The sequence below is a fragment of the Martelella mangrovi genome (assembly GCF_040545495.1).
GTDB classification, from domain to species: domain Bacteria; phylum Pseudomonadota; class Alphaproteobacteria; order Rhizobiales; family Rhizobiaceae; genus Martelella; species Martelella mangrovi.
In genome coordinates this window covers 463,195-485,853 of record NZ_JBEPLY010000001.1, presented here as the reverse complement: position 1 = coordinate 485,853, position 22,659 = coordinate 463,195, and the positions used below count along the sequence as shown (strand labels likewise).

At 55.8% G+C, this 22,659-nt stretch carries 21 protein-coding genes and 1 tRNA gene; 10 read left to right on the top strand and 12 right to left on the bottom strand.

From position 1 onward, the window contains the following. Positions 1–118 precede the first annotated feature (118 nt). The 5 genes from ABID12_RS02260 to ABID12_RS02240 all read left to right on the top strand — a co-directional run bounded on the left by ABID12_RS02260 (position 119) and on the right by ABID12_RS02240 (position 3,966). A complete protein-coding gene (locus ABID12_RS02260) occupies positions 119–1,189 on the top strand; it encodes a threonine aldolase family protein (RefSeq protein ID WP_354432930.1) in 1,071 nt (356 codons plus the stop codon). Positions 1,190–1,336: 147 nt separating this feature from the next. After that, complete coding sequence (locus tag ABID12_RS02255) at positions 1,337–1,636, top strand: BufA1 family periplasmic bufferin-type metallophore (protein ID WP_106307685.1); 300 nt, start codon at positions 1,337–1,339, stop codon at positions 1,634–1,636. 79 nt (positions 1,637–1,715) lie between these two features. Beyond that, positions 1,716–2,609: an MNIO family bufferin maturase gene (gene bufB, locus ABID12_RS02250; RefSeq protein ID WP_354432929.1), complete on the top strand. Its 894-nt coding sequence runs from the start codon at positions 1,716–1,718 to the stop codon at positions 2,607–2,609. Continuing rightward, positions 2,602–3,387: an HvfC/BufC family peptide modification chaperone gene (locus tag ABID12_RS02245; RefSeq protein ID WP_354432928.1), complete on the top strand. Its 786-nt coding sequence runs from the start codon at positions 2,602–2,604 to the stop codon at positions 3,385–3,387. Before bufB ends, ABID12_RS02245 begins: the two co-directional genes overlap by 8 nt. Before the next feature lie 6 nt (positions 3,388–3,393). Beyond that, the gene (locus tag ABID12_RS02240; RefSeq protein WP_354432927.1) at positions 3,394–3,966 is read left to right on the top strand and encodes a DoxX family protein; all 573 of its coding nucleotides are present in this window, start codon (positions 3,394–3,396) and stop codon (positions 3,964–3,966) included. A gap of 290 nt (positions 3,967–4,256) precedes the next feature. Here ABID12_RS02240 and ABID12_RS02235 read toward each other — a convergent pair whose 3' ends face one another. Beyond that, positions 4,257–4,739 (bottom strand): Hsp20 family protein, encoded by a 483-nt coding sequence (locus ABID12_RS02235; protein WP_106307694.1) that lies wholly within the window; start codon positions 4,737–4,739, stop codon positions 4,257–4,259. 539 nt (positions 4,740–5,278) lie between these two features. On the opposite strand from ABID12_RS02235, the gene ABID12_RS02230 reads away from it, so the two are divergent. Next, positions 5,279–6,178, top strand: a complete 900-nt coding sequence (locus ABID12_RS02230; RefSeq protein ID WP_354432926.1) for an alpha/beta fold hydrolase — start codon at positions 5,279–5,281, stop codon at positions 6,176–6,178. Here ABID12_RS02230 and hisN read toward each other — a convergent pair. After that, a complete protein-coding gene (gene hisN / locus ABID12_RS02225) occupies positions 6,175–6,942 on the bottom strand; it encodes a histidinol-phosphatase (protein ID WP_354432925.1) in 768 nt (255 codons plus the stop codon). The genes ABID12_RS02230 and hisN overlap by 4 nt on opposite strands. 313 nt (positions 6,943–7,255) lie before the next feature. Continuing rightward, entirely contained in the window at positions 7,256–8,161 is a 906-nt protein-coding gene (locus ABID12_RS02220; protein ID WP_354432924.1) for an N-formylglutamate amidohydrolase, read from the bottom strand. A gap of 163 nt (positions 8,162–8,324) precedes the next feature. Here ABID12_RS02220 and cpdR point away from each other — a divergent pair, with 163 nt between their 5' ends. Together cpdR and ABID12_RS02210 are read left to right on the top strand one after the other, a co-directional pair. After that, positions 8,325–8,687 (top strand): cell cycle two-component system response regulator CpdR, encoded by a 363-nt coding sequence (gene cpdR / locus ABID12_RS02215; protein ID WP_354432923.1) that lies wholly within the window; start codon positions 8,325–8,327, stop codon positions 8,685–8,687. 95 nt (positions 8,688–8,782) lie between these two features. Next, positions 8,783–8,857 (top strand) — tRNA-Val (locus tag ABID12_RS02210). Between the two features lie 29 nt (positions 8,858–8,886). Here ABID12_RS02210 and ABID12_RS02205 read toward each other — a convergent pair. Next, positions 8,887–9,216 (bottom strand): hypothetical protein, encoded by a 330-nt coding sequence (locus ABID12_RS02205; RefSeq protein ID WP_354432922.1) that lies wholly within the window; start codon positions 9,214–9,216, stop codon positions 8,887–8,889. A 244-nt stretch (positions 9,217–9,460) separates the two neighbouring features. On the opposite strand from ABID12_RS02205, the gene ABID12_RS02200 reads away from it, so the two are divergent. Together ABID12_RS02200 and ABID12_RS02195 are read left to right on the top strand one after the other, a co-directional pair. Next, on the top strand, positions 9,461–10,615 hold the full coding sequence (locus ABID12_RS02200; protein ID WP_354432921.1) for an acyltransferase family protein: 1,155 nt from the start codon (positions 9,461–9,463) through the stop codon (positions 10,613–10,615). A 685-nt stretch (positions 10,616–11,300) separates the two neighbouring features. Then, positions 11,301–12,467: a nucleotide sugar dehydrogenase gene (locus ABID12_RS02195; RefSeq protein ID WP_354432920.1), complete on the top strand. Its 1,167-nt coding sequence runs from the start codon at positions 11,301–11,303 to the stop codon at positions 12,465–12,467. Positions 12,468–12,780: 313 nt separating this feature from the next. Here the strand turns inward: ABID12_RS02195 and ABID12_RS02190 are convergent, their stop codons facing one another. The 8 genes from ABID12_RS02190 to ABID12_RS02155 form a co-directional block, all read right to left on the bottom strand. Continuing rightward, complete coding sequence (locus ABID12_RS02190; RefSeq protein WP_354432919.1) at positions 12,781–14,925, bottom strand: GumC family protein; 2,145 nt, start codon at positions 14,923–14,925, stop codon at positions 12,781–12,783. 139 nt (positions 14,926–15,064) lie between these two features. Continuing rightward, entirely contained in the window at positions 15,065–15,979 is a 915-nt protein-coding gene (locus ABID12_RS02185; protein ID WP_354432918.1) for a glycosyltransferase family 2 protein, read from the bottom strand. Positions 15,980–16,040: 61 nt separating this feature from the next. After that, positions 16,041–16,619 carry an LbetaH domain-containing protein gene (locus ABID12_RS02180; protein WP_354432917.1) on the bottom strand — a complete coding sequence of 193 codons (579 nt, stop codon included), beginning with the start codon at positions 16,617–16,619 and terminating at the stop codon, positions 16,041–16,043. Between the two features lie 10 nt (positions 16,620–16,629). Continuing rightward, complete coding sequence (locus ABID12_RS02175; RefSeq protein WP_354432916.1) at positions 16,630–17,490, bottom strand: sulfotransferase family protein; 861 nt, start codon at positions 17,488–17,490, stop codon at positions 16,630–16,632. Positions 17,491–17,502: 12 nt separating this feature from the next. Beyond that, on the bottom strand, positions 17,503–18,693 hold the full coding sequence (locus tag ABID12_RS02170; RefSeq protein ID WP_354432956.1) for a glycosyltransferase: 1,191 nt from the start codon (positions 18,691–18,693) through the stop codon (positions 17,503–17,505). A gap of 5 nt (positions 18,694–18,698) precedes the next feature. Next, positions 18,699–19,358 carry a hypothetical protein gene (locus ABID12_RS02165; RefSeq protein ID WP_354432915.1) on the bottom strand — a complete coding sequence of 220 codons (660 nt, stop codon included), beginning with the start codon at positions 19,356–19,358 and terminating at the stop codon, positions 18,699–18,701. Beyond that, on the bottom strand, positions 19,345–20,532 hold the full coding sequence (locus tag ABID12_RS02160; RefSeq protein WP_354432914.1) for a glycosyltransferase family 4 protein: 1,188 nt from the start codon (positions 20,530–20,532) through the stop codon (positions 19,345–19,347). The genes ABID12_RS02165 and ABID12_RS02160 overlap by 14 nt, the downstream gene beginning before the upstream one ends. After that, positions 20,532–22,649, bottom strand: a complete 2,118-nt coding sequence (locus ABID12_RS02155) for a glycosyltransferase family 2 protein (protein WP_354432913.1) — start codon at positions 22,647–22,649, stop codon at positions 20,532–20,534. The genes ABID12_RS02160 and ABID12_RS02155 overlap by 1 nt, the downstream gene beginning before the upstream one ends. Positions 22,650–22,659: the final 10 nt, after the last annotated feature.

Genomic DNA, 22,659 nt, shown 5'->3' with positions numbered 1-22,659 from the left:
ATCTCCTGCGAAAATCGACCGACACAACCCCGTTTACCGGAAAGCCCCTTTACACACAGCGGCCTTTTCCGTGATATCCCGGAAACCGCATTCCCGAACGTTTTTGAGGTCCTTATCCATGTTTTTTGCATCCGACAACTGGTCCGGCGCCCATCCTGCCATCGGCGAGGCGCTGATGCGCGAGCAGTCGGGCTATGCAAATGCCTATGGCGCCAGCCCGCTCGACCGCAAGATCGAGGCCCGGTTCAACGACATCTTCGAACGCGAAGTTGCCGTCTTCTTCGTCGGCACCGGCACGGCGGCCAATTCGCTGGCGCTGTCATCCGTCGGGCGGCCGGGCGGCGTGGTCTTCTGCCACAAGGACGCCCACATCGCCAATGACGAAGGCGGCGCGCCGGAATATTTCACCGGCGGCGGCCGCCTGGCCACCGTTTCCGGGCCGCATGGCAAGATGACGCCGGACGAACTTGAACGCATCGTCGCACGCTATCCGGCAGACTTTATCCACCACGGCCAGCCGATGGCCGTCTCCCTCACCCAGTCAACGGAAGTCGGCACCGTCTATGGGCTGGATGAAATCGCAGCGCTCACCACCGTCGCAAAGAAAAGCAATCTTCCAGTCCATATGGACGGCGCCCGCTTTGCCAATGCGCTGGTCGCCCTCGACACGACGCCTGCCGAAATGACATGGAAGCGCGGCATCGACATCGTCTCCTTCGGCGGCACCAAGAATGGCTGCTGGTGCGCGGAGGCCATCGTGTTCATGAACCCCGAACAGGCGCGGGAAATGCCGTTCATCCGCAAACGCGCGGCGCATCTCTTCTCCAAGACCCGCTTCATCTCCGCCCAGCTCGATGCCTACCTCACCGACGGGCTCTGGCTTGATCTCGCCCGCCACTCCAATGCCATGGCCGAACGCATGCGCGCGGCCTTCCGCCAGTCCGCCACAGCGCGTCTTGCCTGGGAAACGCAGTCCAACGAGGTCTTCATCGTGCTGCCGAAGGGCGCCGCCGAAGCCGCACGCAAGGCCGGGGCGCAGTTTTACGACTGGCTGACGCCGGCCGACCAGCCCGGACTTATCAATGACGGCGAGGTGCTGGTGCGTTGCGTGACCAGCTTCGCCACTACCGAAGCGGAAGTCGACCGTTTCGTCTCTTTCCTTGAAGCCGAAACACTCACGCAGCAATAACGCCCCCTCACAGACAGGTGACACGGCGTGACGGCAGAATGACGTGCCATTGATTTCCAGTTGAAGGCCGATTTTGAAATACTCCTGCTTGCAAGATCAATCTTGCGCAACAATCGAATACACACATCGATCAAACAGGAGAGATTCATGTCGAGCACCAACAAAATCAACGCCGCCACGCTGGCCGGCGCACTTGCAATCGCCGTAACCGGTCTTGCCGCTTCCGCCCCCGCGCAGGCCGCCGACGTCAAATGCTACGGCGTTGCTCTGGCTGGCCAGAACGACTGCGCCGCAGGCCCCGGCACCACCTGCGCCGGAACCTCCAAGGTCGACTATCAGGGCAATTCCTGGAAGTCCGTTGCCGAAGGCTCCTGCACGACCATGAAGCTGCCGGGCGACCGCATGGGTTCGCTGACGCCGCTCGACCGCGACCTTCCCGAAATGTGATCACGGCTTGCATGCCGCCGGCGCGACCAGCATCGGCGGCATTTCCTTTCCGCCATTCATCATAACGGGAGCGACCGGCATGGCCGAAGCACAACCGGGCCGTTTCGGCTCGCAATCGATACCCCACCGCGCGGGCACGGGCTTCAAGACGGCCCATGCCGACGCGATCCTGAATGACAGCTATCGCACGGGCTTTCTGGAAGTCCACGCCGAAAACTACATGGGTGCGGGCGGCCATCCACACCGCATTCTGACCCGCATGCGCGAAGATTTTCCGTTGTCCGTCCATGGCGTCGGCATGTCGATCGGCTCGCCGCGCGGGATCGATCCCGATCATCTTGAACGGCTGAAAACCGTCGTCGATCGCTATCAACCGGGCCTCGTTTCCGAACATCTGGCATGGTCGACCCACGACGACGCCTATTACAACGACCTTTTGCCGCTGCCCTATACGGACGAAACGCTGGCGCATATCGTCGACCATATCGATCAGGTGCAAAACAGGCTCAAGAGAAAGATCCTGTTGGAAAACCCGTCCACCTATGTGGCGTTTTCTCAGAGCACGATCCCCGAAACCCTGTTTCTGGACGAGATCGCCCGCAAAAGCGGTTGCGGCCTGCTGCTGGACGTCAACAATGTCCATGTCTCGGCCGTCAACAATGGTTTCGACGCCACATCCTACCTCAAATCCTTTCCGCTGGAGCGGGTAGGTGAGATCCATCTGGCCGGCCATGCCGAGGATGTCGACGATACCGGCGCGCCGTTGCTGATCGATGCCCATGACCGGCCGGTCGACGATGCCGTCTGGGCGCTCTATGCCTTCGTCATCCGCCAGACCGGGCCCCTGCCGACGCTGATCGAATGGGACAATGACGTGCCGGAGTGGCCGGTTCTCAAACGCGAGGCGCAACTGGCCGAGGATGTCATGAAGAACGAAGGCGAGCGCTTCCTGCTCGGCGCCCGCCATGGCTGAACCGCAAACGGCACAGGTGACGCTGGACGGTTTCGCAATCGCCCTGCTTTCTCCGCCGGTCGAGACCGCACCGGCCGGGGTCGTCAATCCGCATGGCGGCCCGGCCGTCAAACGGTTCGGCGTTTACCGCAACAATGTGGCCGTCGGCCTGAAAGCAGCGCTTGCAGACATCTTTCCGGTAACCCGGGACCTGGTAGGCGCGAACTTCTTCGCCGCAATGGCTGCCGAATATATCGCACGGGAACCGCCCCGCTCCCCCGTCCTTGCCCAATACGGACATGGGTTCGCCGGCTTCATCGCCGGTTTTGCACCGGCACAGGAACTCTTCTTTCTTGCCGATGTCGCCCGGCTGGAACGGGCATGGCTCGATGCTTATCACGCCCTCGATATGACGCCGCTGTCGCCCGAAGCGCTGCAGCGCTGTTCGCCGGAGGCGCTGATGGCTCTCACACTGAAGCCGCATCCGGCAGCACGTCTGCTGCGTTTGGGCAGCGCGGCGGCCAGCATTTTCACCCGCGTGCGCGACGGCTCGGGTCTCGAGGGCTTCGACCCGACGCCGGCGGAAATCGCGCTGATAAGCAGGCCCTATTTCGACGTCACGGTGATGACGCTTGCCCCCGGCAAAGCCGCCTTCTTCGAAGCCCTCATGAGCGGCGGCACCATCGGTGAAGCCGTCGGGGCGGGAACAGAGGCCGACCCGCAACTCGATCCGGCCGACGCATTTTCAGCAATGATCGGCACGGGCGCTTTCGCCGCCGCAACCAGCACAGAGGAGTAGACCAACATGAAATTCATCTGTGCCGCCGCACAACTTTACAATCGTGTGTTCTCGGACCTGCAGGCGTTTCTGGCGCCATGGTTTCCCGGCCTTTTCGCCCGCATTGTTTTCGCGGCAACGCTCTGGCTCTATTTTCTGAACTCGGCGCTGACCAAGGTCGGATCAGGCATTGCCGGCTTTTTCATGGTCAGCAATTCCGCCTATTATCAGATCGCACTGCCTGCGGTGGAGGCGGCCGGCGGCGATGTCTCGGCCGTTCCGTTCCTGCCCTGGGGCCTTGTTGTCCACCTTGGCACCTATACCGAATTCCTGCTGCCGCTGATGATCATTGCGGGCATCCTCACCCGCCTCAGCGCCATTGGCATGCTGGGCTTCATTGCGGTGCAGACGCTTGTGGACATTACCGTGCATCAGGTCGGCCCCGAGACGATCGGCGCCCTGTTCGACCGGTTTCCCGACAGCGCCATTCTCGACCAGCGTCTTTTCTGGACTGTTCCGCTGGTGCTGCTGATCGTCTACGGGCCGGGGAAGATCTCCGTCGACCATCTCGCAGCCCGTATCATGAAAAAGCCGGCCTGATACAAAAGCGGCGCCCCTGAGGGCGCCGTCAGACTGCTGTCAAACCCGAGAACGTGCGGGCTATTGCCTCCGTCAGCCGTCCCCACAGGTGTCATGCTCGGACGTGATCCGAGCATCCATTCCGCTCAACCCTTTGACAAGAAAGGGTTTCAAACAAGAACACATCGTGTAGCCCTGGATCCTCGGGTCAAGCCCGAGGATGACCCGGAATGAGGGGCAGCTTTGTCGATAAACTGGCGGCGCCCCTGAGGGCGCCGCCGTGTCATTTCGCGTTTGTTGGGAGGCTGCCGTCAGGCGGCATCCATCTCCACATCCTTTTGCGCGGCAATCGTCTTCGGCTCGCTGCCGCGGGTCTCGATCGCGATCCGGCGCGGTTTCATGGCCTCGGGAATATTGCGCAGCAATTCGACATGCAGCAGGCCGTTTCTCAACGTCGCACCACGCACTTCCATGTGGTCGGCAAGCTGGAAGCGGCGTTCAAAAGCGCGTTTGGCAATGCCGCGATAGAGATATTCGCTGCTGCCATCTTCGTCTTCATCGGCCTTCTCGCCTTTCACGGTCAGTACATTAGCATGTGCTTCAATGGAAAGCTCGCTCTCACTAAAGCCGGCGACGGCCATTGAAATACGGTAGTTGTTCTCTCCGGTTCGTTCGATATTATAAGGGGGGTAGGCAGGCGCCTGTTCAGGCTGCCCCATCGAGTCGAGGAGATTGAAAAGTCGGTCGAAGCCGACGGTAGAGCGATAGAGAGGCGAAAAATCAACGTTACGCATAGTGTCCTCCTTTGAGCGACGATTGTTTGCGATACGTTTTCCGTGAATCCCGAAACCGGCGATTATGGAAAACGGTTGAGAACCCAGAGCCTGGCGTCCTCGCACGTTGATTTGGGAAATGATTCCCGACATTTCAAGAGGACAAAGGCAACGCCCAAAGGTCTGTTTCGTCGAAGAAATGCCCCTTTTTCAGCGCTCTTTTGCAAATATGCCGTGCGATTGCCGACACAAAACACACGGAATGAACGCAATATGAATGTCGCATTGAACTCATGTTCAGGCAAAATGCGCCATTCAGTCCTTGCCGGGAACTACGGCGCACCCGTCCCGGCACCACCGCCACTCTTGACCCAGTGACGGTGGTTACTTGGCCGGATCCGCGTCGCTTTTACCCCTGTTCAAGCGCCCGGTTCCGGTCCTTTTTTTACGCAAATCGCGCTCCGGCATTGCCAAGCCCGCAATCGCGCGTCATCACAGGCTCCACCGAACACATCAGACGGCAACCCCAGATGCACGAGAGACCGGCGGAAACAGAACCCGTGACAGGCAGGATGCGCGCCTTTGACGGCGTCGGCCTGCGCTATGCCCTTTACGGGTGCGAGAAAGCCCGTGCCACCGTGATGATCGTGGCAGGACGTTCCGAATTCATCGAAAAATATGCAGAAACCGTCTCGGACCTTCGCCAGGCGGGATATGCCGTCGCCGTTCTCGACCTGCGCGGCCAGGGCGGCTCTGACCGCCGCCCGGAAGACCGCAATATCGGGCATATCGAGCGGTTTTCAGACTATCCGCGCGATATTCTCGATTTTCTTGAACAGCATGTCCGCGGCACGATGCCGGCACCCTGTTTCCTGCTCGGCCATTCCCTTGGAGGGCTGATCGCGCTTTCCGCCGCCGAAAGCGGGCGTGAACGTTTCGCCGGCCTTGTGCTTGCCGCTCCTTTTGTCGGCCTTCGCCATGACCGCTACCCGACATGGCTGATCCGGTCCGCCGCCTGGCTTGCCTGCCATACGGGCCGCGGCGGCCGGCAAACCGGTGTTGCCCGCACCGCGCCGCCACGTTTCGAAGACCAGCACCACACCTCGGACCGCACCCGTTACGAGCGCAATCTTCAAGCCGCCCGACATGACCCGCCCTATCTGCTCGGGCCCGTCTCCTACGGCTGGCTGTCGGCCTGTATTGGCGAAATCAAACGCATGACAAAACCGGAAAGGCTCGCATCCATCAGCTGTCCGGTCCTCGTGCTTTCAGGCGGGCGTGACAGCGTGATCCCGGCGGATGCACAGGCCAGGCTTGCCGAACGGCTTGGCGCACACCACGTGGTCTTGCCGGAATCGGGGCATGAAATCTTTCAGGAAGCCGATGCCACAAGGGACCGTGCCCTTGAAGCGACCATCGGTTTCCTCGACACCCACTCGGCAGCGACCGATAACGGTTAGAGCGTTTCAAGTGCTGCTGCATGCAGCGCCGGCGTGGCCGCCGCCACGATGTCGCCGCCGCCTTCAGGCCGCTCTCCGGTCCATGTCGTCACCACGCCGCCGGCTCTTTCGATAATGGGGATCAGCGCCCCGATGTCATAGGGTTTCAGATCGCTTTCAACCACGAGATCTGCAAAACCGGCGGCAAGCAGGCAATAGGCGTAGCAATCGATGCCATAACGGGCGAGGCGCACACGCTTCTCCAGCCGGTCGTAACGCGCCATGGCTTCGGCCTGCATGATCCTCGGCGAGGTGGTAAAGAGAACCGCATCTTCAAGGCGCCGGCAATCCCGGGTTTTCAGGCTGCGCGGCCCGCCCGGCCCGGCAAACCCTGCGGTCTCGGCATCGGCGAAAAACCGCTCGCCGGTAAACGGCTGATCCATCAGCCCCATGACCGCCCGTCCGTTGTGATAAAGCCCGATCAGCGTGCCCCAGACGGGAACGCCCGAAATAAACGCCCGCGTGCCGTCAATCGGATCGATGACCCAGACATATTCGCGGTCCAGCCCGCTCGACCCGTGTTCCTCGCCGAGTATTCCGTGTTCGGGATAATGTTCGCCGATCAACTGCCGGATAGCGCTTTCGGCCGCCCTGTCCCCCTCCGTCACCGGATCAAAACCGCCAGCCAGCTTGTTGTCGACATTCAGACCGGACCGGAACCGCGGCAAGGTTTGTGCGGCGGCGGCATCGGCGAGACTGTTGAAAAAGATACGATCGGGCAACATGGCATATCCTGTGACGAAACGAGAAGGCGGGTGATCTGAACGGTTTTTCCAAAGCCCGACATGCGGCAGGCCGCTCATATAAAAGGCAAAAAAACATTTAAAGGAGGCAATACGCGCAAAAAATATACAATAGGCCACATTGCGTAAATTTCAGGCAATAAAGCTTGACAGTCATTTCACTGTCATCTACTGTCATACATACAGTCTTTCGACTGTGAATACCCTCCTTGGGTGTTTCCTCCCTAGACTTAACCGCGCCTAAAGCGCGGTTTTTTTTGCGTTCATTGCCGGAGACGCCATTCGGCGCGGGCAATCATTCCGCAGCAAGGCCGACGGAATCAGCCTCGCCGGCGAGGAATGCGGCGAACTCACGCATAAACAGTGTCAGCGCCTGTTTGAGCGCGATGAATTCCGGCTTCTTGGTATAATTCTGTTCATCCGCGTAAAGCCTGCGCGAGACTTCGATCTGCAAGGCATGGCAATCGGCGGCGGGGCGGCCGTAATGTTCTGTGATGAAACCACCCGCATAGGGCTTGTTATAGGCCGTGGCAAAGCCCATGCGCTCCAGGATCGACATCGCCGCGTAGGCGATTTCGCTGGACGCACTGGTGGAAAACCGGTCACCGATGATGATGTCGGGTTTGCGCCGGTGACCGCCGACGGAGACACTGCCCGGCATCGAGTGGCAGTCGATCAGCACGGCCCGGCCGAACAGGCGTCTGGTCTCCTGCATCAGTTGCTTGAGGCTGCGGTGGTAGGGCCGGTAGATATTCTCGATGCGGGCCAGCCCTTCTTCGGCATCGATCGGCGCCGCATAGATCGGCATGTTTTCCGCAACGATCCGCGGAATAGTTCCAAGCCCGCCGGCCACCCGCATTGAGGTTACATTGATATGCGCGGGCAAGGCACCGGAAAACATCCGCGGGTCGAGTTCGAAGGGTTCACGGTTGACGTCGAGAAAGGCGCGCGGAAAAAATGCACGCTGCAGCGGCGCACCGAAGGCCGGCGCCATCGAAAACAACTCGTCGACATAAAGATCCTCCGACCGCCTGATTTCATTGGCATCGAGCCTGCTTGCCGCCAGAAAGGCCGCGCTGTAGCCCCTGCCTGAATGGGGCGAATTGAAGACGAGCGGCAGGGTCTGCTGTTCCGGACGGATCACCTCGAAGAACAGCGCATCTTTGTCAAAATGCGGATCATGTCTGCCGTTTTCTGTCACTGCAACTCCTTTGATACCGGAGATTTACGCGCTCGCGCCGGTCCTGCCAAGACCGTTGCCCGCCCGAGCGGAAACTTTGAACCCGTCTTTATTGCTTGTTTACGACATAGGGTCTATCAGACCGGTTAAGAAACAAGCCTGTTGCGCCGATATGGTTGAGCCGATGGTACTGAAAATTCTTCTGGCGGAAGACGATGATGACATGCGCCGTTTCCTGGTGAAAGCCTTGGAAAAGGCCGGCTATCAGGTCGCCGCTTTCGACAATGGCGCAAGCGCCTATGACCGACTGCGCGAGGAACCGTTTTCGCTGCTTCTGACCGATATCGTGATGCCCGAGATGGACGGGATCGAGCTGGCCCGCCGGGCAACCGAGCTCGACCCCGATCTCAAGGTGATCTTCATCACCGGCTTCGCCGCCGTCGCGCTCAATGCCGATTCGGCCGCGCCGAAGGATGCCAAGGTGCTGTCCAAGCCGTTTCACCTGCGCGATCTTGTCGACGAAGTGGAAAAGGTTCTCATCCCTTGAGGCCGGCGACGTTGAGGGAAAGCACAAAGCGACAAAAAAGCTTCAAAAACCAGTTGACGCCGTCGCCAAAGTTTGGAATACACCGCGCCACGGATGGGCGTGTAGCTCAGCGGGAGAGCACTACGTTGACATCGTAGGGGTCACAAGTTCGATCCTTGTCACGCCCACCATCCAATTTCATGACTTGTTAGGGCTTTCGCTAACCGCGGAGGCCCTTTTGCTTGGTGGCCGCAGGTTTATCGAACCCGAAGGCTACCACGTGACCCGCATCGACAACATAGCGATGCACGCAAGAAAGCACGCTGCACATTTCGTAAAAATCAGCATCTGACCCAGACGTCAGGATTTTCAGGTTCACCGCATTGTTTTTATGGATTCGTTTCACGATGCGCACGACGACCGTCGGTATATTTAGTAAGCCCCGAAAACCGCTTCCCTTAGAGAAAACTTCGAAAAAAATTAACGTTTTCAGAGGCTTGAAATCCAGTTCGGTCGCCAAACGGAACTGTGTCACTTCAATCAATGCCACCTATATCCGCCTCACGACAAGAAACCTCGCAAGGTATTGCTATTATTCATAAAGTTTCGATTCGAGTTCATTAGTGCATAAGGTGCATTTACAATTTCCTTTGCCTGTAAAATCGACCAGGTCCAAACTCCAATATTTCTCGAAGGTTGGCTCTGTTCAACACCGAAATCTTACGATATATTTTCTCAGCACGTTTGCTTTCAGGATCTAAATTTTATCTATTTTTACTTAATGGATTTGAATATTGAACCGGTTTTATAATTTGGATTTTTTGCGAGGCGCTGCTGCTTTTTTGGTACTTGGCGGTCATCTTCGCGCCTACCTAATTGTGGATTATAGCCAAATCATAGCGCAGGGAGACACTGTAGGGATCGGATCTCAAATTTTTTATCTCCTGACGGGTCTTTCACACGAAGCAGTCATAATATTTTTCGCTTTAAGTGGATACCTTGTTGGCGGAAAAGCATTCTCGGACACGCTTTCAGACAGGCTGTCATGGCCTCTGTATTATGCAAGGCGATTGTCCCGCCTCTGGATTGTACTAGTACCTGCATTATTATTAACGTTCATTTTCGACAGCATTGGGATAAGACTGACTGATGGTGTTGGATATGACGGACTATTTGCAGATGTCTATCCGTCTGGCCCAGGTATCGGCGCGGATACTGATGAACTTACGCTCACATCGTTTATTGGAACACTCCTTTTTATCCAGACTATTTTTACGCCGACCTTCGGTAGTAATGGGCCGACGTGGAGTCTGGCAAATGAATTCTGGTACTATGTAACAATTCCACTCATCTTTTGGCTCTGTATGTCAAAATCCGCTTTTCGACCGAAAGTGCTTGGTGTAATCGCTTTGATTTTGAGCTTAATTATTATTCCCGCTAGGTTTTATGAAGGCGCCCTGATTTGGACTGTCGGTGCATTTGCAGCGCTGTCGTTTAAAACACATTTAGGAGGCCGGCTATTCAGAATACCTGTCGTGCAAATCTTCTCAACGCTTGCTATCCCTCTATGCCTTGTTGCGACTAAACTGTCGTCAAACTTCAACGACCTTGAGCTCGGCCTAATCGTTGCTTTAGCGCTTCCTGGATTGGCGAGTTTCCGCACAAAGATTCCAGTTTTCTCAATCACATCTCATGCAATTTCCGAAATATCCTACACATTGTATTTGACTCATATACCTCTTCTGACTCTCATAGTGATGATCGGATTTGCTCCCGAGAGATATCCCATTTCCCCCTATTCACTGGCTCTCTTTTTCACGCTATTCCTAGTCGCTGTCGGTTGGAGTGTTTTGGTTTGGTGGCTGTTCGAGCGTCACACCAACGAAGTTTATGGATGGATCAACAATAAACTGGGCAAGATCGGCATTTCGAAGCCACAAAGGATTTGATGGCACTTCATCGCCAAGACGCTACATCTAAAGCAACCGCACCGGAAACTATCGGTCCGCCTTAACGAAGAACACACCCCCCTCCTCGCTCTGGCTGAAAGGTTATACGAAGAAGGGATTGGGCTTGAAGCCACGTTGACATCGTATAGGGATCACAAGTTCGGTTCTTGTCACGCCCTCCATCCTGTTACGCGATTTGTAAGGGCTTTTGCCAACGGTGAATGCCCTTTTGCTTGGTGGTCTGTGGGTTTACCGTACGCGCGTACCAACGCTCATCTTCTGACAAAGCAAAAGTGCGCATGGCGCAATGTCCGTCCCCACGTCCTTGGTGTGATGCCACCCCGCAAACGTGTCCCCACTGTCGGGCTGCTCCGTCCAACTGCAGGTCTTGGCTTCGAAGCGTTCGGTACGGCCGTGATCACGGCCACGCGAAGGGATGTGGCAGTAAATTTTGCCAGACGCCCAGGGAAATGCCTTGAATTTGAAGACCAAAACCGAGTAGCTTAACGACCATATTTCGTTGCCGACTACGCTCATCCAGCTTGTTCATCTACTTATTGATTTAAACGCTATCTGCTTCAACACACAGGTTAAATTCGTCCGAATGGAAAACCCTGATGTAAAAGTATGGAAATACTGCATAGGATTTTCGTATCTTTCTGACCTATAAATTTGAGAGCACAACATGAAAATCGCTGTTGCCGGTCTCGGCTATGTCGGACTTTCCAATGCCATCCTGCTTTCCCAGAAACACAACGTCATCGCTGTCGATGTGAACGAGGACCGTGTCCGTCAGGTCAATGACAAAAAAAGCCCCATAATCGATGCCGAGATTGAGGATTATCTGGCAAACCGTTCGCTCAACCTGACGGCAACGACGGACGCAGCCGCCGCTTTCAGCGACGCCGATTTTGTCATCATCGCAACGCCAACCAACTACAACACGGAAACGAACTATTTCGACACATCTTCGGTCGAATCCGTCATCAGCGCCGTCAAGGCTATCAACACCAAGGCAACCATCGTCATCAAGTCGACGATCCCCGTAGGCTTTGTCGAACGCATACGGCGTGAATTCGAGACGGACCGGATCATCTTTTCACCGGAATTTCTGCGTGAAGGTCGCGCGCTCTACGACAATCTGCATCCTTCCCGCATCATTGTCGGAGAACAATCCGAGCGGGCAAAGGCATTTGCCGATCTGCTGGTCGAAGGCGCGATAAAAAAGGACGCGCCGGTACTGTTCACCAACCCTTCCGAGGCGGAAGCAATTAAACTGTTCGCCAATACCTTTCTCGCCATGCGAGTCGCTTATTTCAACGAACTCGACAGCTATGCCATGGCCCATGGAATGGACACTCGCCAGATTGTTCAGGGGATCGGGCTCGATCCAAGGATTGGAAGCCACTATAACAACCCCTCGTTCGGTTATGGTGGCTATTGCCTGCCGAAGGATACCAGGCAGCTTCTGGCAAACTATTCGGAAGTGCCTCAGAATCTCATCCGCGCGATCGTCGATGCGAACACCACGCGCAAGGACTTCATCGCCGAGCGTATCATCGCGTTAAAACCGGAGACCGTCGGCATCTACCGCCTAGTGATGAAGGCCGGTTCGGACAATTTCCGCGACTCCTCCGTTCAGGGCATCATGAAACGGATCAAGGCCAAGGGCATCCGCGTCATTGTGTTTGAACCGGTCTTGAGCGAACCGGAATTCTTCCGCTCGCCTGTCGTCAACGATCTTCAGGAATTCAAGCAGGAGGCGGATTTGATCGTCGCCAATCGCATCACCGACGAAATACGGGACGTCACGGACAAGGTCTTCACGCGCGACCTTTTCGGGAATGATTGATATTCAATAGTAATAAATTGCCGCCTCAGCGGTGGCATCTTCACATGGAGTATAGATCAGGCCGGAGACAAGGAAGCTACGGTCAATTGCTGGACTACATATTTCCAGAACATATCTGAGCGGCCACAAACTTTAGAGAACATAAAGTATGCGAGCAGACATCCCATCGTGGGTTGTGAGTAACACACCGCACCCTCTCAACGACACGATACAACGTTGAAATCGCTCGCGCTGCATGAAGTCGTTCCTACCGCCCAAATGCGGCATCGGTGAAAACCTGAACGAAGCCATTGCTCCACTCTTCCCGCCAGAGCTACCTATCGTAGTAGTCACTCGAACTGTAGGCATAATAGGAACCGTAGCTGTTCCCGTATCCGTAGCTTCTCATTCCCGACGCGCTTATCTGGTTAAGCACAAGTCCATCGATCTCCGCGTGAACAGAATCGATCATATTCAGCGCTTCGGAAAGCTGGGACCTGCTGGTTTGGTTCCACTTCACGACGACAACGACCCTGTCGACTTGTTTGGCGACAATTCGGCTGTCAGGCACGATCAGGACAGGCGGCGTATCGATAATGATGTGGTCATAGCGTGAGCGAAGCTCCGTCAGCAAAGCGCTGAAGTTCGGAGAAGAAACGATATCTGCGGCATTGGCTGTTGACTTGCCGCTGCCCAACACGTCGAATCCAAATTCGGCATTGTGTTGAACCACTTCATCAATTGTCGCGGCTCCGTTCAGGACCGACATCAACCCCTTTTCCTGGTCGATATCGAAATACTCTCCGAGTGCACGGCGCCTGATGTCGCCCTCCATCACAAGCACCCTCTTGCCAAGACCAGTCATGTTGAGGGCAAGAGCAAGAGAAATAGAGGTCTTTCCCTCTCCTGGAAGCGACGAGGTTACCATGATAATTTGCGGATCGGAATCGGCATCGGAAAGCAGTATCGACGTCCTGAGATTGCGGATTGATTCAGCTGCCGCCGATGTCCCGTGCTCATGAAAATAGGACAGGAGTTTCTGGCGGCGATTGACAGAAACGAGTGGAATCTGCCCCAAGACTTGTTCTCCTGTCGCCTGCTCCAGTTCCGGCGCTGTATGAAAGACGCGGTTGCGGACCTCTCTCAGCAGGGTTATCCCAGTTCCCAGTGCCAGCCCCAAGACCAATGACACAACAAGAATGAGAGGCTTCCGCGGCTCGATGGGGCCGCCCGGAACAACAGCCTCGGCAATAATGCGGCTATCAGGTTTCTGAATGCCCTGCTGCGCCGATGTCTCCTTCAGCCGCCCCAGAAAATACTGATACAACAAGCGGTTTGCTTCCGCTTCGCGTGTAAGCTGCTGAAGTTGAATAAGCTCCTGACCCTGACGCTCGATCTGTCCGCTCAGTCGCTCCTCCGAGTTCTGCAACGCCGTGAGATTGGAGCTCTGACGCGTCTGGTTTGCCTGCGCGTCGGAAATGATCGCACTGTAGGTCCGATCAAATTCAGCAGCATCGGCAGCATTGGAAGGCGCCGTTGCCGCCAGCTGCTCCAGCCTGGTGTTGCCCGAGACGGCGGCTTTCTCGCTGAAGCTCTCGGCATTTTGCAGCATCGCCAGTCGAGCGGCAGCCTCACGCGCATTCGAGCGCGTGGATTCCAGCCTGTCACGGACAGAGCTCAACTGGCGTTGCAGGCCTGCAAGAACCTCCGGCGTGATCATCGGATTTGCCGACTGAAACTCACTGACCCTGACCTCTGATTGCTCAAGATCCTGCTGAAGTTGGCCCACCTGGTCGGTCAACCAGACAATCGCCTCTTTCATGCTCTCGCGCTTAACGTCAATCTGATCCTGTACATATTGCTGGGCGATGGTATCAGCAATGAGAGCAGCCTTCTGTGGGCTTTCCGATGTGACCGTGATGTTGAACACAGAGGTCGTCGGCAAGTTGCGCACACTAAGGTGCGCGCGAAGAGCACTGATCACGGAATCACGAATAGCCCGATCCATGGCCTCTCTATCAGAAGCAGAAGTGTCACTCTGCTTGTCTGGAAAAAACCATGATGAGATAGCAGACCTGATGCGTGCTCTCAGAGAAGGCGTTCTCAAACGTCCGTTGAATTCAGGATCCTCTATCAGATCAAGCACGTCCACGACATCACCCAGCAAGACACGGGACTGGATGACCTGGATTTCCGATCCAATGGCGTTGGAGTCATTACTCAGTTCGCCGACAACCGACGGAAGATCGACAATCTGCCCGGTCTGATTGTTGCGCATCACCTGCGCGGTCGCACTGTATATCGGCGTTGCCACATTGTAGGCGTAATAGGCGCCTGCCAGCATAGCGACCAAGCCGAAGGCTAGAATGATGAACTTGTCCCGCCACAGAGCACGTAAAAAGCGAAGATCGATAACAGCTTCGTCACTATCTCGGGAATGAGAAGCACTTCCGGCGTGCGAATAATGTTCCATAGACATAGGTTGAACGGGACCTTTTGTTATCGTTCGCCTGAAAAGATAGACATTCACAAAGGGCGAAATGCAAAATTCAGAATTTTATCTTGAACGCGAAATTTCTAGAAAAATCAATGACGCTTTATGTTAATGGTCAACAAAATCAAGTGAGTTTGAGGCCTGTCATCTCTTCAAGCTTTTTTAGCTTTCCCTGCTTATCCGGTATTTCTCCAAGCGCCCTGTCAAATTCCAGCGCTTTGGCCCCAACGAGGAACCGGTACCAGAAGCCCTGCAAAAAGTGATAGATTAAGCCCTCTTTTCCGTCAAGAAATCCAAGCTGAATGAAATAGCGATAAAGGAAATAGCCAAGAGGGCCGCACCAAAACGGCAGACGATTGTAAATGTCTTCTTTGATAAAACGCTTGATCCCGGCCTGCCGGGAACCATCATCACGGCCCAGTTCCTCGCGCGCAAAAAGCTCATAGCGTTGGTTCAGAATATCTACCGCCTCACGGGTGGCATACTTGTTGTGCTTATCGGTAAAGAACGTCAGATCGTTGAGGTTGTGGTCTGAAAAAGCATTATCAAAAGTAACTGTCTGACCGCCCCAGACGATGATATGCTCATCCATCCAGCGGTTTTCGATGCGGCCATGCCCACGTCGCCAGATCCGCGTAAGGATGAGTGGGTATCGCCCTCCGTGACGTATAAATCGGTCCAGGAAGATATGCCGGCGCTTCAGATTGACTGCGACCGTTTCAGGGCCGAGTTCAGGAAGCTTCATATTGATCTCATCGACAAGTTCGGGATCGAAGACCTCATCTGCATCCATACGCATGATCCAGTCTGCGGTGATCGGCGCATGATCCAGGCCCCATTGGAATTGAACTGAATAATTCGTCCAGGGATTCGATAGTACGACCGCCCCTTTTTCCTTCGCGATCGCAACTGTTTTGTCGTTGGAAAAAGAATCGATGACAAACACCTCGCTTGCAAACGAGGCGACGCTGTCGATGGCCCGGCCAATGTGCATTTCTTCATTATACGTGAGAAAAAGAACGGCAAGAGATGAGGTCATGGGCTCTGATCAGGTTTTGAGAAAACGTACAAAGTAACTGGAAACCTCGCAAAGCCACGCATCAAGCAACCTCGCGTTCGAACCTAGGGCGTGCCTTGATCGGCTCGGCCGGATTGCCGCGGTAAACAGTCCAGGGTGCGAGTTCCTGAAAAGCGGCCGCGCGGGCGGCGAGCACAGCACCCTCTCCCACCCTGACGCCCGGTCCGACAAAAGCTTCGGCACAGACCCAGGCATTGTCCTCTATGACAATCGGCTTCGTGAAAAGCTGAAACGAAGGGTGCTTGATGTCATGGGTGCCCGTACAAAGATGCGCGCGTTGCGAAACGACAACGTGGTGGCCAATCACGACCCTGTCCATCGAGTAGCAGATCACCCCCGGACCTAAAGACGCGTAGGCATCCATTTCGAGGTTGGCAGGATACCATATTTTCGCCGAACCGTAGACCCGGGCAGTCGGATGTATTTTCGCCCCGAATAGCCGAAGAAGCCACACACGTACTCCATTCGCCTGAGGAGGCGTCCACGACGCCAGCAAACACCAGGCAAGCCCCCAGGCCATTCTGATTAGGCGATGTTGGAGACTGAAGGTCGCGCCCCCTTTGAAAGGGTCATCAACTTCGGCATTCTTGATGTCTTTCATGGTTTCTCCGTCAACTCAGAGGGTAATCAAAGACAAGGAGATTTTTTCCAGCAATGCTGTTGTATTCGGCGATTTCTGAACCGGTCATCTCTTTTCTCCAACGCCCAACAGTCGCTGGAGTAATTGGCTGAGCAAGGCGTTGAAATGCCTTTTCTGAGACCCGCCAATCCTTTTCTGCGCTGGAGGGCACCAGTTGTTTTTTCAGATCAACGGGTAAATCCAGGAAATTCATAATACGTGTTAACCCTGCTTCAGCATCGCTGGTAAACTCCTCATATTTTACAACGAGAATACGATCGTTTTCACCAAGCAGCTTGCGAACGGGATCGATACAGGAATTAAAGTAGCGAGCATGTGCTTTCACGCTGGAAGCTTGGGGAATGTTTTGCGCGGAGCGTCCCGAGCAAAACGTGTCCCGTCCATCGCGAACAGCCAGTATGATCTTGGAATTTGGAAGATGCTTCAATATATAGCTTAAGTATCGCGCATGTTGAGGGGTCTTTTCGACATACCATCCTTCTTCAGGCATATCAGGAAAGGAGATTTCATGCAGTCTGGCAAAGAATCCCGCCAAAGAGCGACTTTCCGCAAGCGCGCGATTTACGAGCGCCGGCTCTGCATAATGCTTGAACCTTTCGACCTCGTAAATTGACCGAGGCGAAAAGATGTTGGTCTGGATCGGAAAGCCCCTCGTCGCCGGGTGATTTAGCAAAAGCCGATTCAGCAGCGTCGTTCCACTGCGGGGAGGACCGAGAACAAATGCAACCGGAATATTTGAAACTTCCGGATTCTTCCAACGACGGAAATTCTTCAAGATTTCGCCGGGATGAGAAATGTAACGGTCGAAAAGTGGGTGTATCAGCTTGCTCACGAGAACCCCTTCCTAACTACCCGATGCTGGGTCGCCATGACTATTTTGCAGCACGGCAATTTCAAGACACGCCAACAAATCCTCTGCTGCCTGTTGCACGGAAAAATGCGCATCATAACAGGGTCTGGTGCCCGCGCGCATGGCCTGGACCGTAGAGAGATCGAGTTTCATAAAGCTGCGCAACATGCCTTCCGTTGCATCGACGGTGTCATCCACCGCCAGTCCGGCGCCGGCCTTCACGATTTCGCGCCAGATATTGACTTTTGTAGAGATCAGCACCGGCGTGCCGGTGGAGAGCGCTTCGGCGACGACCAGTCCGAAGTTTTCCTGATGCGAGGGCAGGACAAAGGCGTGAGCATCGGCAAATGCCGCCGCCTTTGCCGCCCCCTTGAGCGGGCCCGGCCAGTGAACCCGGCCGGCAACGCCAAGCCGCGCAGACATCGCCTCCAACTCCACCTGCCAGCCCGTTTGGTCAGGTCCGGCAATGACGAGATCAACAGCAGGATACTCGCACGCAATCCTCGAAAAGGCCTCGATCAGCTGATCGCAGGCTTTTTTGGGATGAATCCGACTCAAAAACAGGAGATACGCGCGCCCGCTGAGCGCCGGGAGTTGCTTTTTGAAAGATGCGCGACCCGTATCAAGTTCTTCGGGTCCGAGCCCCTGATCGGAGGCACAGAAAGCCACAACGCGTTCCCGATATTTGGAATGCCCGACAAAAGCGCCCCTTGCCAAACGACGCTCTTCTTCGCAGGTAAACAACACTGTGCTGGCTTCGCTGAGCATCCGGCCCTGCCAGAGCATCCAATATGCCTGCTTGATCCAATGCTTAACCGGCTTGGCTTTCCGAAACCATGGATCCAGCATGCCGTGGGGAAAGATAACCCAGGATAAACCAGCGGAGACGAGGGCGGCATGGCCTGAAATGGTCGCCTGGTTCCAGAGACCGTGGACAACCGCGACATCAAAACTGGGCGCGAGCTCAGCGATTTTCTCGGAAAAGCCAGGGGCTCTGGCAGGTATCCGGCTTCCAGGTCCCGTGCCGAAAACAGGAAAGCCGAATTGCGGAATAAAGGCCGCGTTCGCCCGATCGAGCGTCACGAACACGCTCTCATGCCCAAGCTTGGCATGTTCCGCCGCCATCACGCGCGCATATTCGACAGGCCCACCCCCGTCCGGGTCCACAGACGCTATGAGGTGCATTATCCTCATGAAGTCCCCCCGTACCCGAAAATATCGGTTTTCTCACCCGACAATTTCAGGACCGTGGAGTTTCCCTCGAAAGCCAAACGAAAGCGCCATTTTTCAACTGTCTCTTTCGCATTCTTGTGAACGAAGGAGCCGCCCTTTCGTAAGAAGTCAGTCAATTTTTCTGCTTTGACGTCGCCCCCACCATCACGACGTTTCAGGCTTTGCGCAAACGCACATGGGTGACGCAGGCAAAGCACGATTGCCAGCCCGTTATGCTTTTGCAGGAAATACCCGGAAAATGCGCGAAACGGATACTTGAACACCGCCCGCCATGGCTGCAACGCCAAAGTGAGGTTTGTCAGTCCATATTTGCCTACCCGCAGGCTGTCCGACCGTGACTGAAACCGGCCTATCCGGCTAAACGTCTCAGTCAACAAACTATGACCAAACATGAAACCGATCAGCCGATCACGCACTTCCCGATAGCAACAGTCATCATAACACACGCACCAATGCTCTTGCTCTGCACCGACCGCCGGCTGCGCATTGAGCGGCTCATGCACCACGTGACACTCTGGAGCCTCGCTGAGAATCTGCCCCATGAGGGTATTCATCGAATAATGCGTGCCGGTCACGATGACCGGCATGGAAAAGAGCCTCTGCTTATCCGGCGCCATGAACATACTCCGATCCGGGAAGAGAGGGGCGCTGCGGCAAGTCCGCTGGCATTCCGGTAATATTTGCCACGGCGCGGCAGAGCTCGGTAACATCTCCTCCCATCGCCGCTTGCGAAGCCGCCCGCGCCATGCCCTCCCAGAGCGCACGATTTTCCGAAAGCTCCCGCATGAAGAAACTCATTCCCACGGGATTATCAGGCTCGACGACAAAACCATTCACGGCGGATCTGACGAGCAGGTCGCGAGCCCCGGCATTATCGGAAAGTATCACCGGAAGGCCCGCAGCCTGGGCCTCGGGCACGACATTTCCGAACTGCTCCTCCAGACTGGGGAGAAGAAGTGCGAGCGCGCGCGATAGATGACGCGAGACCTCTTCGGTCTGAACGAAACCCGTGAAGCGGACATAATCAGCGATACCGAGACGTTTGGCCAGCCCCCGCAGGCTCTGCTCCTCCGGACCCGAACCGCACAGAACGAGATCGCGCGCGGGTTCGGTGGTCGAGGCTCTGTAGTGCGCGTAAGCCTCCAGCAACATTGCATGATTTTTCTTGGGCACGAGGCGTGCGACACACAGGAAATAGCGCTCGTCAAAGGGTGTCCCGCCGGGCGCCGGATCCTGTCCCGAGAGCGTGCGGATCCGCTCTATCGAAACAGTATTGTATTCACCCGACAGCTTTTCTGAAGGAACCCCTAGAAAGCGGAAATAATCGATGGACCGGCGACCTGATGCGATCCCCCCCTGATACGGAAGGAACATCAGGCTCTTCAATGCCTCCTTGCGCGCCGAACGGGGCTTGTCGTCGAACTTCGAGCAGCCCATCGTGTAGACTTTCGAACCTGTCAGCCGAAGCCAGATCGCAAACAGGAAGATCGCCGTCACATTCCAGTGACAAAGGATATAATCTCCACGCCCGAGTTTTCTCGCCGCCGTGATCAGCTTCCAAAACAGCTCCCCGGTCCCAAGAGCACTCAGGTCCTTGTTTTGAAAAAGCGTGAGCTTTTCAAACCCCTGATGGTCAAAACCACGCCAGTCATAAGTGTCGCTTCTGCCGCAAAGCTCTATACCCACGACCGACCGGCTGGCACCGAATACGTCGGTCAATGCGCGAAGTCGGTCCTGATGCAGAGGGCCGAAATTGTCCCACAAAAGCGCAAGGGTTCTGGTTTTGGCCATCAGCCCCCCTCGTTCATGGCTGACGCGACATCAACGACCGTAAAACGACGCCTGCCGCGCTCCGAGGCATCGACTCCCACCAGCGTGCCGGCACGATTCCAGCGCGGATGGAGGTCGCATTTCAGGTCGCTGTCACCGGACCCAACGTCGTGTTTGAAGTTCAGCAGGTCGATCCGCCTTTGGCGCGCCATCTCGACGAGCATCAAGGGCGTGTTGCCTGTCTCTGGATGCGGATACTCGTCCACGATCATCCATTTCCGGTTGGGTGAGATCATAGGATGACCATCCTGCGGCAGGGTTCCGGCCATGAACGGCGTCCGCTCGCCGGTTTTGGTCGACATCAGGAAATAGCTCTCGTTCAGGACCATGCCCTTGAGCCTTCCCCGAAATTTCCGGGCTATGTTGACGAGTGGTCGCACGAATGGCGACGCCAGAAGGCCGGACTTGCGCGCCGCAGCGAGGCCCTTGGAGCCCTTTCGCATCCAAATGACGATATTGTCCTCGTCGATCCAGTCGAAGTGACTAATCTTCTCCTGAGCCAGCAGTTTCAGATCATGGCCATCCGCGGTGGCCGAATAGATCAGCGAGTAAAGCGCGTGATCCTTGGAGAAGAAACGCAGCATGAAGACAATGCGCGTTCCCTCGCGATTGAACGAAACGTGGGTCACGAAGACCTTTGTGTCCGCAGATACGGAATTTTCGGAGGCGGAAACCAACGCCCTGATCGAGAAGAGCAGCTGCCGCTCCCCGGTCTCCAGGTCAATCCGCCAGAGGCCGTCGTTCTCAGGCTGGGCAATGTCATCAGCAGCGCTTTCAAAGCCCGAATAGCCATATGCTTTCCAAAGAGCACCCAGCCGGCCGAAATTCGGCGCCATTGCATAGGTGCCGCACGGCGCTATCGATCCGACCGCATGCGGGAGTTGGCGGCGCTCACCGGTCACCAAGTCGACGATCTCGCAGCCAGGCTTGTCGCCCACACGCTTGTTGTAGAGAAGCGTCATCTGCCGACCGGGCACCCACATTGCGCGCGCTCCCTGTTGAAAGTTCCAGCAGGTTGTTTCACCGACAACATCGATAGACCCGCTGGCGTAATCCCAAAGAAGGATTTCGGCACGATCTTCAGGTCGCGGCATACGGCGAATATCCGGATCTATTCTGTGCAGGAGCAACCGCGTGTCATCAGGGCTCCATGGCGAAACATCATGGAATCCGAAAAAATAGGAAGCGTCATCAGGCGCCTTGGCCAGTACCCGAACTCCGCCCCCCCTTTTTTTGCCAGAAGACTCGCCCGCCCAATCCGGCAACTGCGGAAGGTGTCCCGGATTGATCTTGTCTCTAATCCTGCTCAGGGTCGCATCGGGATGGATGATCATATCCAGGCGCTGGCGAAGCCGGCGGACCTTCATGTCTCCATCCGTACGATCACGCCCCATGACCTTGCGAAACATCCGCTCGTGGTTCTGCCTGCTGAGCGCAGCATGGCGCTGACTTCCGGTGATGCTTTCGGGATGTATCACAAAGGCTGACCAGTAGCCCGGCACATGCCGCAGCGACATGCCGGCGAGCGACATGTCAAGCAGAAGCTCGGCGTCCCAACTGGTGCGGTTGTCGACGTTGAAGCCGCCAATCCGCCGGAAACTATTCGCCTTCCAGAAAGTGGATTGCTGCAGGACGAGCGCCCGACCATTGACAAACAACCTCGCCGTGAACGGCGTTGAAATGACACGCCGGGTGGCCTTTCCATATGCATCGGTCATATAGCCATCGCCATAGATGCAATCCGCATCCGGCATGCGTCCTATGGCCGCCGCTGCCTGCTCCAGGGCACCTTCCAGAAAAAAATCGTCGGCGTTCATATAGGCGAACCAATCACCCGTGGCCCGCTCGAACCCCTTGTTGAGCCCGTCAGCGGGACCGTTGTCCCGTTCCCTCAGAACAATAAGCCGCGGATCGCCCTTGGCTTCGTATTCGGTCAAAATCTCGGCCGTCTCATCAGTCGAGCCGGGATCGATCACGATATATTCAATATCTCGATAGGACTGCCCGAGTACACTTTCCATGCAACGGCGTAGAAAACGGCCCTGATTAAATGCATTTGTAACAATAGAAATCTTCATGAAAACTCTT